Below are 16,680 nucleotides of genomic sequence, written 5' to 3' on the forward strand. Positions count from 1 at the left end.
CCCCCGATGTTCTCGGCGCGCCGAGATTCTAGCGTCGGGACCATGACGACGATCGCGAGCCAGAAGGGACCGGTGGCGCCCGCGGCGCGGGCCGCGAGTCCTGCCGTCGTTGCTGTCGCTGTGCTGATGGCATTGGGCTGTCTGGCGTTCGCCGGGGCGAACGTCGCCTTCGAGGTCACCGATCGGTTCGCCGAGGGCCGCTACGCCGAGTACGCCGTCGGGCTCTCGGTCATGAACTGGACCGTCACGGGTCTGAAGGTGCTCGGCGCCGCGGTGGCTCTGCTGTCGGTAGCCGTTCGTCCGATCCGCTTCGCGACGCCATGGGTCATGTCGGTGCTTCTCTGGGGTGCTTTCGCGACGCTCGCGCTCGACGCGGTCGGCAGCATGGTTGAGGCCGGTGCGATCCTCGTGGGGGCGAGCGGCGACCCGGCCGACCTCGGCCCGCGTTCTGTGGCGTACCTCCTCGGATCGGTCGTCTCGGCCGCGGGATTCGGGGTGCTCGCGGTGTCCTACCTGCGGCGGTACGCAGTCACGAGGGTCACCATTCTCCTGGGGGTGCTCGGTGGCCCGATCCTCCTCGGGCTGCTGTTCCTCGGCCTTCCCGGACTTCTCGTCGCCATGGGGGTCATGCCGCCCGGCTGACGCGGCCTTCGTCATTGATGGCCACGCGCCGTTCATCTTCGTGTAAGGTCGCCGGGCTTCCTGCATACGTCCGCGTGTCGCGTTGGTGATTGCGGGGACGCGCAGGGTGGTATGGATACTGGCCTGTATCAAGGTCGTGGGGGAGCAGGGTGTAAAGTCGCCCAAACTAATCGACAAACACTTGGAGGAAGCGTGGGCATGGAGCCGATCATCGGTTACGTACCTGGCGTGTTCGATCTCTTCCACATCGGTCACCTCAACATGCTGCGCCAGGCGCGAGAGCGCTGCGACACGTTGATCGCGGGTGTGGTCTCCGACGAGGTCTGCGAGACGACCAAGGGAATCATCCCGACCGTCCCGCTCGTCGAGAGGCTGGAGATCGTCGAGGCGATCGGGATCGTTGACGCGGTCTACGCCGAGCGCACCACCGACAAGGTCGACTCCTGGCGCGAGGTCGGGTTCACCCACCTCTTCAAGGGCGATGACTGGAAGGGCACCGAGAAGGGCGACGCGCTCGAGAAGAAGATGGCGTCGGTCGGTGTCGAGGTCGTCTACTTCCCCTACACGCTCCAGACCAGCAGCACCGCTCTGCGGAAGGCCATCGCGCGAGAGGATGCCCAGGTCTCGTGACCGGCAGTGCCCCCACACCTGGCGGACAGTTCGAGATCTCCGACGAAGGGGTCCTTGTCCGGGACTCCTCGACGCCGGTCCTGATCCTCTCCGTCGACGGCCAGTACGTCTGGTCCCTCACTCCCGACCGCGACGGCCACCGGGGCGACGGAGGCACCATGGTGCCGTGGCCGACCGTGCTCACCCGGTTCCTGGACGGCTCCGCGACGGTCACCATCGCCGACTACGAGGGCGAGGTCCTCTTCGAGGACAAGGTCGTTCTCGGGTCCGGTGAAGGCAACATCTCGATCGTCGACGGCAGCGGCAACCCGCTCAGCGTCGACAAGGTCGGTCACCTGACCCGCTCGTTCGAGGCCACCGACGAGAGCATCCGCGCGGAGATCCTCGACGGCACCCAGCGTGTCCTCGCCGACCTCCGTGACGTGGTCGGCGTCGAGGCGTACCTCAACTACGGCGCGCTCCTCGGCGCGATCCGCGAGGGCCGGATGCTCGGCCACGACTCCGACACCGACGTCTGCTACCTCTCCAAGCACACGGTGCCCGCCGACATCATCACCGAGTCGTACGCCATCGAGCGCACCATGCGCGAGCGCGGCTGGAGCATCCTGCGGATGTCCGGCGGCGACATCAAGGTGCTGCTCCAGGTCTCGGACGGCCGCAAGGTGCACATCGACATCTTTGTGGCGTTCTACGTGCCCGACAAGGACGGCGAGCCGGTCTTCTACCAGCTCGGCAACCGCTCCGGCCGGCTGCGCCGCGAGGCGATCGTGCCGGTCTCGACGATCAACCTGCACGGCTACGACTTCCCGGCTCCCGCCGAGCCCGAGGAGATGCTGGCCTTCATCTACGGCCCGAAGTGGCGCACCCCGGACCCGTCGTTCAAGTACGCGGACCCGCCCGCCGGCGTACGCCGCCTGGACGGCTGGCTGCGCGGTTTCCGCACCGACATGGGGTTCTGGACCGAGTTCCACAACACCCACAGCAGCGAGCTGGAGACCAAGCAGTCCTACTTCGCGACGTGGGTCTTCAAGCAGCTGCCCGAGGACGCGAAGGTGGTCGACCTCGGCTCCGGAGCGATCGGGCGTGACGGTCGCTTCTTCGCCCGCAAGGGCCACCAGGTGCACTCGGTGGACTTCTCCCGGGCCGCGGTGGCCGCCGTACGCCGCCGGGCCGAGCGCCACAAGATTCCGCTGGTCTCCGACCAGCTCATCCTCGGCGAGCTCCGTTCGACGCTGACGCTGGGTGCGCGGCTGGCCCGCGACCCCCACCATCTCTACGCCCGCGACCTGGTCGGCTGCCTCGACAAGGCCGCCCGGCACCAGCTCTGGACCCTGTCGAAGATGGCGCTGCGTCCCGGTGGCGGCAAGCTCTACCTCGAGTTCGCGGCGACCGGTGAGAACCTGCCCGAGCCGAAGCCCGAAGGTCTCGTACGCCGCGTGGACCCCACGCTCGTCCAGGCCGAGATCGAGGCGGCCGGCGGTGTGGTCGAGCACCTCGAGATCATCGACGGCCGGGACATGTTCGAGGACCCGCTGCCGCGGGTCGCCCGGCTGCGCGCCTCCTGGCCTTCGCCCCACAATCTGGCACAGCAGTCTGCAGAAGGAAACTGACATGTCCGACGATTCCGGCATCAAGAACATCGCTCGCGGCGCCCGTGACGCGGCCCGTACGCGTGCCTCGCTGGTGCGCCGCATCGAGGCACTCGAGGCCGAGGTGCAGGAGCAGCGCCAGCTGAACCGGCGTGTCGCCGAGCTGACCGACGTGGTCGCCGAGCTGCTCATCCCGCTGCAGGACGCCGACAAGGAGAAGGCGGAGAAGATCCTGGCGGAGTACCGCTCGAGGATCTGATTCCTTCTGGTCTGACTCAGCCCAGCGCTTCGAGGGCCTGCCTGAGGTCTTCGATCCGCTGGCCGAGCCGACGTCGGGCATCGCCACCGGGGCCCATGTCGGCGCCGACGTCCAGGTCGGCCACCGCCTCCTCGACACCGGCGAGGCGGGAGCGGAGGTCGGCGACGACGTCGACATCGACCCGGCCGGGCACCGTCGCGCGGCGCTCGTCCAGGGACCGGCGCAGCAGGTCCGCCTGGGTGCTGAGCTTGCGGCTGGCGTGCCACAGGTCGACGAAGACCTGCACCTTCGCGCGCAGCAGCCACGGGTCGAACGGCTTGGCGAGGAAGTCGGCGGCGCCGGTCGAGTAGCCGCGATAGGCCAGATGGGTGTCGAAGTCGTTCGCGGTCAGGAAGATGATCGGGACGTCCTTGGTGCGCTCCCGCGCCTTGATCCGGGCGGCCGTCTCGAAACCGTCCATCCCAGGCATCTGGGCGTCGAGCAGGATCAGCGCGAAGTCGTCGTGGAGCAGGGCGCGCAGTGCGTCCTCGCCGGATCCCGCGCGTACGAGGGTCTGGTTGAGCGAACCGAGGATGGCCTCGAGCGCGACCAGGTTGGCCGCACGGTCGTCGACGAGCAGGATCTTCGCCGTCCCATCCTGATGGCGATCACTCATGAGAGCCACAACCGGAACAGCGAGAGCAGGTCGGCGACGTCGACCGGCTTGGTGATGTACTCCGAGGCACCGGCGGCGAGGCTGTCCTCGCGGTCACCGGTCATCGCCTTCGCGGTCAGCGCGATCATCGGCAGGCTCTTGAACTGCGGAATGTCCCGGATCAGGCGCATCGCGGTCAGCCCGTCCATGCCCGGCATCATGATGTCCATCAGCACGAGGTCGACACCCGGCTCCCGCTGGAGCGCCTCGATCCCGGCCTCCCCGGACTCCGCGTAGATGACGTCGATGCCGTGCTGCTCGAGCGCGCTGGTGAGCGCGAAGACGTTGCGTACGTCGTCGTCGACGATCAGGATCCTGCGACCCACGAACTGGCCGTTCGGGTCGGCCGGCTCGGGGACGTACGACCTCGGGGGCTGCGGCCCGGGCCGGCCCAGCAGCACGCTCACGTCGTCGATCGCCTCCTCGGTGGTTGCCGGCGTCTTGAGGGTCATCGCCTGGGTGTACCTGTCCAGACGGCTCTGCTGGGCCTTGGTCACCTCGCCGACCCTACTCAGCACGACGGGGATGTTCTTGGTGCGCTTGTGGGTGCGCATCCAGCGGAGCACGTCGAAGCCTCCGTCCGCCAGCGGAAGGTCCAGGACCACGCAGTCGACGTCGCGGTCGGCCAGAACCGTCTGAGCCTCCTCGGGCGATGTGCCGAAGACCGTCTCGACCTCGTCGACCGAGCCGAACAGGGCCTCCACGACGGCGCTGGTGCCGGGACCGGACTCGTCGCTGCCGCCGCTGAGGACCAGCAGGACCTGGTCGGCCCTCCTGTCGTCGGTCGCGCTCTGCTCGTCGACAGCGGGCGTGGCGGGCTGGGCGTCGACCGACTCGAAGCTGATCCTGGGGACGTACAGGGTGAAGGAGCTGCCGTGGCCGGGCTCGCTCTTGACCTGGATCTCGCCGCCGATCAGGTGGGCGACCTCGCGGCTGATCGACAGGCCGAGGCCGGTGCCGCCGAACTTGCGGCTGATCGTGCCGTCGGCCTGCTGGAACGCCTCGAAGATGACCCTCAGCTTCTCCGGCGGGATGCCGATGCCTGTGTCGACCACCGAGAACGCCAGCACCGAGTCGGCCTGCTGCAGGCGCGATGTCGAGAAGCGTTCGCCGGAGGCGTTGCGGATCAGCAGCCGGACACCACCGCCGTCGGTGAACTTCACCGCGTTGGAGAGCAGGTTGCGCAGCACCTGCTGCAGACGGTGCTGGTCCGAGCGGAGCACGCGGGGTACGTCGCGGTCGACGCTGACGATGAAGTCGAGGTCCTTCTCGGCGGTCAGCGGCCGGAAGGTCGCCTCGACGTACTCGACCACCGAGGTCACCGCGACGTCGGTGACGTGGACGTCCATCTTCCCCGCCTCGACCTTGGACAGGTCGAGGATGTCGTTGATCAGCTGGAGCAGGTCGGTGCCGGCGCCGTGGATGGTGCGGGAGTACTCGACCTGGCGGGGGTTGAGGTTTCCGTCGACGTTGTCGGAGAGCAGTCGGGCCAGGATGAGCAGCGAGTTGAGCGGGGTGCGCAGCTCGTGCGACATGTTGGCCAGGAACTCGGACTTGTAGCGGGACGAGAGGGCGAGCTGCTCGGCGCGCTCCTCCAGGCCACGCCGGGCGTCCTCGATCTCGAGGTTCTTGATCTCGATCGCCTGGTTCTGGTCGGCCAGCTGGCGCGCCTTCTCCTCGAGGGCGGCGTTGGACTGCTGCAGCTCCACCTGCTGACGCTCGCCCTCGTCCTGCTTGTCCTGCAGCTCGGCGGCGAGCCGCTGCGACTCGACCAGCAGCTCCTCGGTGCGCGAGCTGGCCATGATCGCGTTGAGCGAGACCCCGATCGACTCGGCTAGCTGCTCGAGGAACTGCATGTGGACGGTGCTGAACGGGCGGAAGGAGGCGAGCTCGACGACGCCGATCACCTTCTCCTCGAAGACCACCGGGAGCACCACGATCGAGGTCGGGGCGGCCGACCCGTGTCCGGAGGAGATCCGCAGGAAGCCGGCCGGCACGTCGCGTACGACGATCGGCTGCCGGTCGTAGGCGGCCTGCCCGACCAGACCCTCGCCGAGGGCGAAGACATCGGGGACGTCGGCGCTGGGCTGGTAGCCGTAGGAGGCGATCCGGCGCAGGACCTTGGGGCCGCCGTGCTCGGAGGTCTGGTCGGTGAGGAAGATCGAGCCCTGCTGCGCGCCGACCAGCGGGGTGAGCTCGGAGACGATCAGCCGGGCGACCTCGAGCAGGTCGCGCCCGCCCTGCATGTGACCGGTGAACCGGGCCAGGTTGGTCTTGAGCCAGTCCTGGTCCTCGTTGGCCCTGGTCGTCTCGCGGAGCGAGTCGATCATCTCGTTGAGGTTGTCCTTCAGGTCGGCCACCTCGCCGGCGGCGCCGACGGTGATCTGCCGGCTCAGGTCGCCCTGGGTCACCGCCGCGGAGACCTCGGCGATCGCACGGAGCTGCGTGGTCAGCGTGAGGGCGAGCTGGTTGACGTTCTCCGTCAGCCCGCGCCAGGTGCCGGAGACGTCGGCGACCTCGGCCTGGCCGCCGAGCTTGCCCTCGGTGCCGACCTCGCGGGCGACGCGGGTGACCTCGTCGGCGAAGGACCCGAGCTGGTCGACCATGGTGTTGATGGTCGACTTGAGCTCGAGGATCTCGCCGCGGGCGTCGACGGTGATCTTCTGGGTCAGGTCGCCGCGGGCCACGGCGGTGGTGACCTGGGCGATGTTGCGGACCTGGGAGGTCAGGTTGGAGGCCATCGAGTTGACCGAGTCGGTGAGGTCCTTCCAGGTGCCGGCCACGCCGCGTACGTGTGCCTGACCACCCAGCGAACCCTCGGTGCCGACCTCGCGGGCGACACGCGTGACCTCGTCGGCGAAGGTGCGCAGCGTGTCGACCATCGCGTTGAGGGTGCCGGCCAGGGCGGCGACCTCGCCGCGGGCCTCGATGGAGATCTTCTGCGACAGGTCGCCCTGGGAGACCGCCTTGGAGACCTGGGCGATGCTGCGGACCTGGTTGGTCAGGTTGGAGGCCATCGAGTTCACCGAGACGGTCAGGTCGCGCCAGGTGCCGGCGACGCCGGGCACCTGCGCCTGGCCACCGAGCGCGCCCTCGGTGCCGACCTCGCGGGCGACGCGGGTGACCTCGTCGGCGAAGGACCCGAGCTGGTCGACCATGGTGTTGATGGTCGACTTGAGCTCGAGGATCTCGCCGCGGGCGTCGACGGTGATCTTCTGGGTCAGGTCGCCGCGGGCCACGGCGGTGGTGACCTGGGCGATGTTGCGGACCTGGGAGGTCAGGTTGGAGGCCATCGAGTTGACCGAGTCGGTGAGGTCCTTCCAGGTGCCCGAGACGTCGTGCACGTCGGCCTGGCCGCCGAGGCGGCCCTCGGTGCCGACCTCGCGGGCGACGCGTGTGACCTCGGCGGCGAAGGAGGAGAGCTGGTCGACCATGGTGTTGATGGTCGACTTGAGCTCGAGGATCTCGCCGCGGGCGTCGACGGTGATCTGCCGGCTCAGGTCGCCACGGGCGACCGCGGTGGTGACCTGGGCGATGTTGCGGACCTGGGCGGTCAGCGTGCCGGCCATGAAGTTCACCGAGTCGGTCAGGTCACGCCAGGTGCCGGAGACGCCGGGCACCGCCGCCTGGCCGCCGAGCTGACCCTCGCCACCGACCTCGCGGGCGACTCGGGTGACCTCGTCGGCGAAGGAGGAGAGCTGGTCGACCATGGTGTTGACGGTGGTCTTGAGCTCGGCGAGCTCGCCGCGTACGTCGACGGTGATCTTCTGGGAGAGGTCTCCACCTGCGACGGCGGTGGTGACCTGGGCGATGTTGCGGACCTGGTTGGTCAGGTTGGTCGCCATGGAGTTGACGGAGTCGGTGAGGTCCTTCCACCGGCCGCCGACGCCCGGCACCTCGGCCTGGCCGCCCAGCTTGCCGTCGGTGCCGACCTCGCGGGCGACTCGGGTGACCTCGTCGGCGAAGGCGGAGAGCTGGTCGACCATGGTGTTGACGGTGGTCTTGAGCTCGGCGAGCTCGCCGCGTACGTCGACGGTGATCTTCTGCGACAGGTCGCCACCGGCCACCGCGGTGGTGACCTGGGCGATGTCGCGGACCTGGTTGGTCAGGTTGGAGGCCATCGAGTTCACCGAGTCGGTGAGGTCCTTCCAGGTGCCCGCTACGCCGGGAACCTCAGCCTGACCCCCGAGGATGCCCTCGGTGCCGACCTCGCGGGCGACGCGGGTGACCTCGGCGGCGAAGGTCTGCAGGGTGGCGGTCATCGAGTTGAGCGTCTCGGCCAGCTCGGCGACCTCACCGCGCGCGGTGACCGTGATCTGCTGCGACAGGTCGCCGAGGGCGACGGCCTTGGCGACCGAGGAGATCCCGCGCACCTGGGAGGTCAGGTTGGAGGCCATCGTGTTGACCGAGTCGGTCAGGTCGCGCCAGGTGCCGGAGACGCCGCGTACGTCGGCCTGGCCGCCGAGGCGGCCCTCGGTGCCGACCTCGCGGGCGACACGGGTGACCTCGGCGGCGAACGAGGACAGCTGGCCGACCATCCGGTCGACGGTGTCCTTGAGTTGCGCCATCTCGCCGGAGACCTCGATGGTGACCGTGCGGGACAGGTCGCCGTTGGCGACCGCGGTGGTGACCTCGGCGATGTCACGGACCTGGGCGGTCAGCTTCGACGACATCGTGTTGACCGCGTCGACGAGGTCGCGCCAGGTGCCCGACGCGTTGCGCACCCGGGCGCGGCCGCCGAGCTTGCCCTCGGTGCCGACCTCGCGGGTGACCCGGGCGATCTCCTCGGTGATCGTGGCGAGCTGGGTGACCAGGCCGTTCACGCTCTTGGCGACCAGCAGCGGGTCGCCCTTGAGGGCGCGGCTGCCGTGGCGTACCGCCATCGTCTGGGTGAGGTCACCCGCGGAGACCGCGGCGACGACCCGGGCGACCTCGGCGGTCGGGCGGGCCAGGTCGGCGACCAGGTTGTTGGCGTCCTCGACGGCGCCGGCCCAGGCGCCGCCGCCGATGCTCGGTCGGAGCCGCTCGTCGTGGTGGCCGTCGCGGCCGGCCTCGCGACGCACGCGCGTGAGCTCGTCGGTCAGGTGGCTCAGCCGCTCGGCGATCTCGTTGTGGACGGAGGCGAGGTCACCCAGCGGCCCGTCGGCAGGCTCCAGCCTGCCGGTGAAGATCCCGTCGCGCATCGCGGTCATCGCGTCCTTGAGCTGGCGCAGCGCGATCGGATCGACCGTCACCTGTTCAGGACGTGCGGAGTCGGCCGGCATATCGCCCGATGTGCCCGACGATGACGGCATTTCGCCTCCTATCGCGCGGAGTCGCGCGTCTTCTGAAGTGTCGCACCCATCGGCTCCCTGGGCTGACAAAAGGATCGTTCCCCACCGATTCTGGTCATTCCTTGACCTACGCGGGAATTTCCTTCGTCTGATCAGTGCGTTTCCGGCGGCAAACGGGTGCAGAATCGTCGGTGGCCATGAGCACCGGAGTCAAGACGCTCTCGCGCACCTTCGAACCGGCACCTACGTCGGTCTCAGAAGCGCGCCGTTTCGCGCGCAAGGTGCTGGCCGAATGGGGCCTCGAGGACCTCGTCGACGACGCCATCCTGCTGACCAGCGAGCTGGTCACCAACGCCGTCACCCACGCCGGCACGCCGATGACCGTCGTGGTCGTGCTCGAGGTGGACCGGCTCCGCATCGACGTCGTCGACCAGCACCCGACCCGGGTGCTTCCGCTCGGTGCCAACGCCCACCCCGGCACCGGCGAGCACGGCCGCGGGCTGCTCATCACCTCGGCGCTGGCCACGTCCTGGGGCGTGGAGTACCGCAAGGACCACAAGCGGGTCTGGGCCGCGTTCGCGCTGGTGGAGGAGACCCTCGGCGCCGAAGCGCCCGCCGGTGACGGCCCGGAGGACCGGGACGTACGCCGCCGGGAGCCCGTCTCCGCCGACCAGGATCCGCTGGGTCTCGCCGGGCTGACGCTCAACCAGCTGCCGCTCGGGGACATGCTCGAGCTGGTGGTGGAGCAGACCCGGGACCTGTTCGATGCCGATGCCGCGTACCTTCTGCTCGAGGACGAGATGGAGGACCGGTTCGTGGTCGTCGCCACGAGCGGTGAGGCGGACTCGCTCAAGGGGCGGAGCGTACGCCACGGCGAGGTCGGTGCGCCGAGCCGCCAGGCGTCGTTTCGGCCGTTGTCGATCGCCGACCTGCGCGCGACCCCGGTCGAGCTGCTCCGCGGCCTCGAGCTGCGCTCGCTCGTGACCGCGCCGGTGGCCTTCGACGGCCGGGTGATCGGGACGCTGGCGGTCGCCCGGGCCGAGCCGGGCAGCTTCACCACGGAGGACGGCGCGCAGCTGCAGCGGGTCGCGGACTGGGCCGCGCCCAGCGTCGACCGCGCCTCGACCCGGGCCGCGGACAGCGAGCGGCGCGGGTGGCTGGCGTTCCAGAGCGAGGCCAGCGTGATGCTGGCCGCGTCGCTGGACCTGGAGACGACGACGGCGATGACCGGGCAGATCGTGGTTCCGCGGCTGGCGACGTGGTGCGGCATCTACCTCAACGACTCCCGTGACCATCCGCGGCTCCAGTTCGCATGGCATGCCGACGAGCACCAGCTCGACGCGGTGCGGGAGGCGTTGGAGGACGCCGAGCCGGACGGTCCCGAGGCTCCGGCCGCGCCCGACGTCGAGGGTGAGGTCGCGATCCTTCCGCTGGAGGCACGCAACCGGATCATCGGCTGGCTCACACTCGGGCGGCCGGCCGGTGAGCCGTTGCGTCGCGAGCGGCTGATGGTGGCGGAGGCGGTGTCCCGCCGGGCGGCCCTGGCCATCGACAACGCCCGCGCCCACACCGAGCTGCAGGAGATCGGCCAGTCGCTGCAGCGCAGCCTGCTGCCGACGGTGCTGCCGGAGATCCCCGGCGTCGACATCGGGGTGGGCTACGAGCCGACGGGGGAGTTCAACGACGCCGGCGGGGACTTCTACGACATCTTCGCGCTCGGCGCGGGGCGCTGGGGCTTCATGGTGGGCGACGTGTGCGGCGTCGGGCCGGAGGCGGCCGCCGTCGCCGGGATGTCGCGCCACACGGTGCGGGCCCTGATGCGGGCCGGCATCCCGATCGCGCCGACCCTGGAGCGGCTCAACGCCGCGATCAGCGACGAGGGCCTGCGGGGCCGTTTCATCACGCTCGTGTGCGGCACGCTCGAGGTCACCGCCGCCTCCCGCTTCCGGATGCGGCTCGTCTGCGCCGGCCATCCGCCGCCGTTCCTGGTGACCCGGACCGAACCCGGTGTCCCGGCCCGCCGGGTCGGCCGGCCGCAGCCGCTCCTCGGGGTGCTCGACTCGGTCGACTACATCGAGGAGGAGGTGACGGTGGCGCGCGGCGACCGGCTCGTCGTCGTCACCGACGGTGTCCTCGAGCGGCGTTCCGAGGACACGATGTTCGAGGAGGCAGGGGTCGAGGCCGTCCTCGCCACGGGGATCGACCTGGGAGCGCAGGTCGTCGCCGACCGGCTGCTGCGGGCGGTCACCGACTTCTCCTCCGCGCCGGCCTCCGACGACATGGCAGTTCTCGTCCTCGACCTGGCAAGGGCGCAGCCTAGGGCGCGCTGAACTCCTCGTGGCCGAGCACGGCGAGCAGCCGGATCTTCTCCTCCGCCTCGCTGCCGGGCACCGGCGTCAGCACCAGCAGGGCCTGGCCCTGGTCCTGGGCGGACAGCACCTGGCAGTCGACGTCGATGCGCCCGACCTGCGGGTGCAGCAGCGTCTTGTGGTCCTCGAACCGGTGGGTGACCTCGTGCCGCTCCCACAGCTCGCGGAACTCGTCGGACCTGGGGAGCAGGAGGCGTACGAGCTCGCCGGCGCGGGAGTTCTCGCCGAGTGCACCGTAGGCCATCCGCAGGCTCGCCACCAGACCACGGCCGTGCGTGGCGTGGTAGTCCGGCGGGTAGACGTCGCGCGTCGATGGGTCGGTGAACCAGCGGTAGGCCTCGCAGCGGTCCCAGCCGGTCAGCGCCGCCCGGTCCCCGAAGATCGTGGTCGCGAGCCGGTTGGCGACCAGCGTCTCGCCGAGCGCGGACATGATCATCGCCGGAGTGTCCTCGAGCCGGTCGAGCACGCGCAGCAACGCCGGCGCGACATGGCCGTCCTCGAACGTACGCCGCGGGGCGTTGTGTCCGGCCAGCCGGTAGAGGTGGTCGCGCTCGTCGATGGTCAGGCGTAGCGCCCGGGCGAGCGCGGAGAGCATCTGGTCGGAGGGCTGCGGCCCGCGCTGCTGCTCGAGGCGTACGTAGTAGTCGGTCGACATCCCGGTCAGCGCGGCCACCTCCTCGCGGCGCAGGCCGGGCGTACGCCGACGCGGCCCGGTCACCAGGCCGACATCCTGCGGGCGGAGCGCCTCACGGCGGCGTCGGAGGAAGTCGGCGAGGGAGGCGCGGTCCATGGCGTCCATCATGCGGGGTGGGAGCGTACGCAACCAGGGACCGCCGATCCCACGATCACCAGGTCTCTCCCGCCGACGTCGTGGCCGCCGCAGGGTGGAGGCATGAACATCACCGGAAACACCATCTTCATCCCCGGAGCGACCTCCGGGATCGGTCTCGCTCTCGCCCTGCGCCTGAAGGAGCGTGGCAACACGGTCGTCATCGGCGGCAGGCGCACGTCACTGCTCTCCGAGCTGGCGCAGGCGCACGGCTTCGGCACCGTCCGCATCGACACCGCCGACGCCGCGTCGATCGCCGAGGCGACCGCCGACGTGATCACCCGCTTCCCGGAGCTGAACGTGCTCGTCGCGATGGCCGGGATCATGCGCCCCGAGGACTGGACCACGTCGGGTTTCCTCGCCGATGCCGAGGAGACCGTGGTGACCAACCTGCTCGGTCCGATCCGGCTCATCGACGCGCTGGTGCCGCATCTGCGGGAGCGTCCCGGCGCCACGATCCTCACCGTCTCCTCGGGTCTGGCCCACACCCCGCTGCGGTTCACGCCCACCTACAACGCCACCAAGGCGGCGATCCACCAGCTCTCCGAGTCGATCCGGATGCAGCTGGCGCCGATCGGGATCCAGGTCACCGAGCTCGTCCCGCCGGCGGTCCGGACGGCCCTGATGCCGGGCCACGAGAGCTCCGAGCACGCCATGCCGCTCGAGGCGTACGTGGACGAGGTGATGGCGCTCCTCGAAGCCGACCCGGAACCCCACGAGGTGCTCGTCGAGCAGGTCAAGCTGCTGCGTTACGCCGAGGTCCGCGGCGACTACGACCAGATCATCGGGGTCCTCAACGCGGCCGAGGAACGGGTCCGCTGACCCCGGATCGGCGGCCGGGCCCGGCGGCCTAGACTGAGCCAACATGAGCGAGCTCACCGTGATCGTGCTGGCCGCCGGCGGCGGCACCCGGATGAAGTCCAAGACTCCCAAGATGCTCCACCAGATCGCGGGCCGGAGTCTCGTGGGCCATGTTCTGGCCGCGGTCTCGGAGGCCGGAGCGTCCCGAGTCGTCGCGGTCGTGGGACACCAGCGTGAGCTGGTCGAGCCCCACATCGCCGAGATCCTGCCCGAGGCCGTGATCGCGGTCCAGTCCGAGCAGCTCGGCACGGCGCACGCCGTGCGGGTGGCGGTCGAGGCCGGTGCGGTCTCCGGCGGGACGGTGCTGGTGACGTACGGGGACACGCCCCTGCTGCGCGGTGAGTCGCTGCGCGCGCTGGTGGCCGACCACGAGGCCGCCGGCCGGGCGGCGACGATCCTGAGTGGGATCGTCCCGGAGCCCTTCGGCTACGGCCGGATCCTGCGAGGGGACGCCGGGGTCGCCGGGATCGTCGAGGAGAAGGACGCGACCGACGAGGAGCGGGCGATCACCGAGATCAACTCGGGCATCATCGCCTTCGACGGCGGCTTCCTGGCCGAGGTGCTTCCGCGGATCGGCAACGACAACGCCAAGAAGGAGTTCTACCTCACCGACGCGATCGCGCTGGCGGTCGCCGACGGGCTCGGGGTGGACGCGTTCGTCCTCGACGACGTCAGCGAGGCCGAGGGCGCCAACGACCGGGCCCAGCTCGCCGCGCTCGGGAAGATCCTCAACGAGCGGATCGTGACCCGGTGGATGAAGGACGGGGTCACCGTGATGGACCCGGCCACGACCTGGATCGACGCCGACGTCGAGCTCGCGCCCGACGTCACCATCCTGCCCGGCACCCAGCTCATCGGTGCCACCCGGATCGACGAGGACGCGGTGGTCGGCCCCGACTGCACGCTGAAGGACACCGAGGTCGGCCACGGCGCCCGGGTGGTGCGTACGCAGGCAGAGCTCGCCGTCGTCGGACCCGGCGCCAACGTGGGGCCGTTCTCCTACCTGCGCCCGGGCACGGTGCTCGGGGAGGAGGGCAAGATCGGCGGCTTCGTCGAGGTCAAGAACTCGACCATCGGGCCGGGTGCCAAGGTGCCGCACCTGTCCTACGTCGGCGACGCGACGATCGGTGAGGGCACCAACATCGGGGCCGGGACGATCTTCGCCAACTACGACGGGGTCAACAAGCACAAGACCCGGATCGGGCGGCACGTGAAGTCGGGCTCAGGTGTGACCTTCGTCGCCCCGGTGGTCGTCGGAGACGGTGCGGCGACCGGTGGAGAGGCCCTGATCCGCGACGATGTTCCGCCCGGTGCGCTGGCCGTCTCCGCAGGTCAGCAGCGGATCATCGAGGGCTGGGCGCTGGCTCGCCGGGCGGGTACGCCGCAGGCGGCCGCGGCCGAGGAAGCGCTCGAGGCGGGCGTACCGATCCTTAGTGAACCCTCGGCGACGGGCGAGTGACCCCCGGGGTTGGGCCCGGCGGCGTAGTTGATGGAGAATCCAAGTGCAGTGACCCCGGGGGTAGGAGCCAGCACATGACCAAGCGCACCACCGAGAAGCAGATGATGCTCTTCAGCGGCCGGGCTCACCCGGTCCTCGCCGAGGAGGTCGCCGACCTGCTCGGCACGAAGCTGACGCCGACCTCGGCCTACGACTTCGCCAACTCCGAGACCTATGTCCGCTACGAGGAGTCGGTGCGCGGTTCGGACGCGTTCGTCCTCCAGTCGCACACGGCGCCGATCAACCAGTGGCTCATGGAGCACCTGATCATGGTCGACGCGCTCAAGCGCGCCTCGGCCAAGCGGATCACGGTCGTGATGCCGTTCTGGGGCTACTCCCGCCAGGACAAGAAGCACCGCGGTCGCGAGCCGATCTCGGCCCGCCTGGTCGCCGACATGTTCAAGACCGCGGGTGCCGACCGGATCATCTCCGTCGACCTCCACGCCGACCAGCTCCAGGGCTACTTCGACGGTCCCGTCGACCACCTGATGGCGCTGCCGCTGCTGACCGACTACATCAAGGACAAGTACGGCAACCAGCCGCTCGCGGTCGTCTCTCCCGACGCCGGCCGGATCAAGGTCGCCGAGCGCTGGGCCGCGCGGCTCGGTGGGGCGCCGCTGGCGTTCATCCACAAGACCCGCGACATCAACCGGCCCAACGAGACCGTCGCCAACCGCGTCGTGGGTGAGGTCAAGGACCGCATCTGCATCCTCACCGACGACATGATCGACACCGGTGGCACGATCGTGAAGGCCGCCGACGCGCTGATGGCCGACGGTGCCGCCGGCGTGATCATCTGCGCCACCCACGCGATCCTCTCCGACCCCGCCGTCGACCGGCTGAAGAACTCCACCGCCACCGAGGTCGTCATCACCAACACCCTCCCGGTGCCGGAGGAGAAGCAGTTCGACAAGCTCACCACGCTCTCCATCGCCCCGATGCTCGCTCGCGCGATCCGTGAGGTCTTCGAGGACGGCTCGGTGACCTCGATGTTCGACGGTCACGCCTGAGCCACTCCCCGTGCCGGGCGACTTCGAGCTGACGACCGACGAGCTCCGGGTCGTCGCACGCTACGTCGCGGAGACCGCTGCCGAGGTCCTGCCGTTGTTCGAGGCGGCCTGCCCCGACGACCCTCGACCGAGGCTGGCGCTGGATGCGGCCTGGGAGTTCGTCGGTGGTGCCCGGCGTACGAAGCTCCAGCGCGTCACCTCCTTGGACGCCCATCGCGCCGCGGCCGAGGCGCCGTCCGAGTCGGTACGCCTGGCTGCTCGAAGTGCTGGCGACGCCGCTGCCGCCGCCTACCTTCATCCGCTCGCCTCCGCGGATCAGGTCGGGCACATCCTGCGTGCGGCGGCGAACGTCGCTCGGATCGCGGAGATCGAGGCCTCCGGCGATCCTGGGGCTGCTCTGGTCTCCTTGGACCGGGCTGTCGCGCGGGCTGGTCCTGAGCTGATCGGGGTGCTCGCGCGCTATCCGTCGGCCCCGGTCGGAAAGAACCGCGTCGCGGAGCTCATGAAGATGCTCGACGCGCGCCTCCGGGGCGAGCTCAAGGGGCGGTGAATCGAGCCGCGATCTCGCCCGAGAGCGCTGCGTCGATCCGGGCCCTGAGTTCATGGTGCATCTCGGGGAGATCCTCCACCCGGAACCAGCCGACGTCCATGGACTCATCATCAGCCACGTACGCCTCACCGGAGACCCACGTGCAGCTGAACGTATGGTCCATGTAGACGGCCTGGTCGCCGTTGGGGTAGGCCATCGGCGTCGTCGCCCCCACCGAGGCGAGCCGGTCGACCGAGATGTCCACCCCGGTCTCCTCCTTCGCCTCCCGCACCGCCGCCGTCGCCGGCTGCTCGCCCGGATCGACGATTCCCGTGATCGGTGTCCACATCCGGTTGTCGGATCGCTGCACCAGGAGGATCTCGTCGTCTCTGCGCACCACGGCTGTCACGCCGGGGAGCCAGAGCATGTCCGTCCCGATCTTGCGGCGGAGGTCGAGGATGAAGTCTGGGGTCGGCATGGTGGTCACGGTATCTGGG

At 69.8% G+C, this 16,680-nt stretch carries 13 protein-coding genes; 9 read left to right on the top strand and 4 right to left on the bottom strand.

The genetic code is table 11. The annotated features are described in order from the left end of the window. The first annotated feature begins 42 nt into the window (after nt 1–42). From ACIRON_RS17025 to ACIRON_RS17040, 4 genes are all read left to right on the top strand, one after another. On the top strand, nt 43–642 hold the full coding sequence (locus tag ACIRON_RS17025) for a hypothetical protein (RefSeq protein ID WP_402993631.1): 600 nt from the start codon (nt 43–45) through the stop codon (nt 640–642). A 198-nt stretch (nt 643–840) separates the two neighbouring features. After that, nucleotides 841–1,272, top strand: coding sequence for an adenylyltransferase/cytidyltransferase family protein (locus ACIRON_RS17030; RefSeq protein WP_091052540.1), 432 nt, complete (start codon nt 841–843; stop codon nt 1,270–1,272). Further along, on the top strand, nt 1,269–2,882 hold the full coding sequence (locus tag ACIRON_RS17035; RefSeq protein ID WP_402993633.1) for a class I SAM-dependent methyltransferase: 1,614 nt from the start codon (nt 1,269–1,271) through the stop codon (nt 2,880–2,882). The genes ACIRON_RS17030 and ACIRON_RS17035 overlap by 4 nt, the downstream gene beginning before the upstream one ends. A 1-nt stretch (nt 2,883) precedes the next feature. Further along, entirely contained in the window at nt 2,884–3,120 is a 237-nt protein-coding gene (locus tag ACIRON_RS17040) for a DUF6752 domain-containing protein (RefSeq protein ID WP_091052544.1), read from the top strand. Nucleotides 3,121–3,136: 16 nt separating this feature from the next. Here ACIRON_RS17040 and ACIRON_RS17045 read toward each other — a convergent pair whose 3' ends face one another. Both ACIRON_RS17045 and ACIRON_RS17050 read right to left on the bottom strand, forming a co-directional pair. Continuing rightward, nucleotides 3,137–3,775, bottom strand: a complete 639-nt coding sequence (locus ACIRON_RS17045; RefSeq protein WP_402993635.1) for a two-component system response regulator — start codon at nt 3,773–3,775, stop codon at nt 3,137–3,139. After that, entirely contained in the window at nt 3,772–9,048 is a 5,277-nt protein-coding gene (locus ACIRON_RS17050) for a HAMP domain-containing protein (RefSeq protein ID WP_402993637.1), read from the bottom strand. The genes ACIRON_RS17045 and ACIRON_RS17050 overlap by 4 nt, the downstream gene beginning before the upstream one ends. A gap of 236 nt (nt 9,049–9,284) precedes the next feature. On the opposite strand from ACIRON_RS17050, the gene ACIRON_RS17055 reads away from it, so the two are divergent. Next, nucleotides 9,285–11,417, top strand: coding sequence for a SpoIIE family protein phosphatase (locus ACIRON_RS17055; RefSeq protein ID WP_402993639.1), 2,133 nt, complete (start codon nt 9,285–9,287; stop codon nt 11,415–11,417). On the opposite strand, the gene ACIRON_RS17060 is transcribed toward ACIRON_RS17055, so the two are convergent. Beyond that, entirely contained in the window at nt 11,404–12,246 is an 843-nt protein-coding gene (locus tag ACIRON_RS17060) for a helix-turn-helix transcriptional regulator (RefSeq protein WP_402993640.1), read from the bottom strand. The genes ACIRON_RS17055 and ACIRON_RS17060 overlap by 14 nt on opposite strands. 102 nt (nt 12,247–12,348) lie before the next feature. On the opposite strand from ACIRON_RS17060, the gene ACIRON_RS17065 reads away from it, so the two are divergent. The 4 genes from ACIRON_RS17065 (at nt 12,349) to ACIRON_RS17080 (ending at nt 16,204) form a co-directional block, all read left to right on the top strand. After that, nucleotides 12,349–13,107 (top strand): SDR family oxidoreductase, encoded by a 759-nt coding sequence (locus ACIRON_RS17065; RefSeq protein ID WP_402993642.1) that lies wholly within the window; start codon nt 12,349–12,351, stop codon nt 13,105–13,107. Nucleotides 13,108–13,150: 43 nt separating this feature from the next. After that, nucleotides 13,151–14,605, top strand: a complete 1,455-nt coding sequence (gene glmU / locus ACIRON_RS17070; protein ID WP_402993644.1) for a bifunctional UDP-N-acetylglucosamine diphosphorylase/glucosamine-1-phosphate N-acetyltransferase GlmU — start codon at nt 13,151–13,153, stop codon at nt 14,603–14,605. Between the two features lie 74 nt (nt 14,606–14,679). Next, on the top strand, nt 14,680–15,654 hold the full coding sequence (locus ACIRON_RS17075) for a ribose-phosphate diphosphokinase (RefSeq protein WP_402993646.1): 975 nt from the start codon (nt 14,680–14,682) through the stop codon (nt 15,652–15,654). A gap of 10 nt (nt 15,655–15,664) precedes the next feature. Next, nucleotides 15,665–16,204, top strand: a complete 540-nt coding sequence (locus ACIRON_RS17080) for a putative immunity protein (RefSeq protein WP_402993648.1) — start codon at nt 15,665–15,667, stop codon at nt 16,202–16,204. Here ACIRON_RS17080 and ACIRON_RS17085 read toward each other — a convergent pair. After that, nucleotides 16,191–16,661 carry an NUDIX hydrolase gene (locus ACIRON_RS17085; protein ID WP_402993650.1) on the bottom strand — a complete coding sequence of 157 codons (471 nt, stop codon included), beginning with the start codon at nt 16,659–16,661 and terminating at the stop codon, nt 16,191–16,193. The genes ACIRON_RS17080 and ACIRON_RS17085 overlap by 14 nt on opposite strands. Nucleotides 16,662–16,680 lie beyond the last annotated feature (19 nt).

The sequence above is a fragment of the Nocardioides sp. NPDC101246 genome (assembly GCF_044767415.1).
Lineage (GTDB): Bacteria > Actinomycetota > Actinomycetes > Propionibacteriales > Nocardioidaceae > Nocardioides.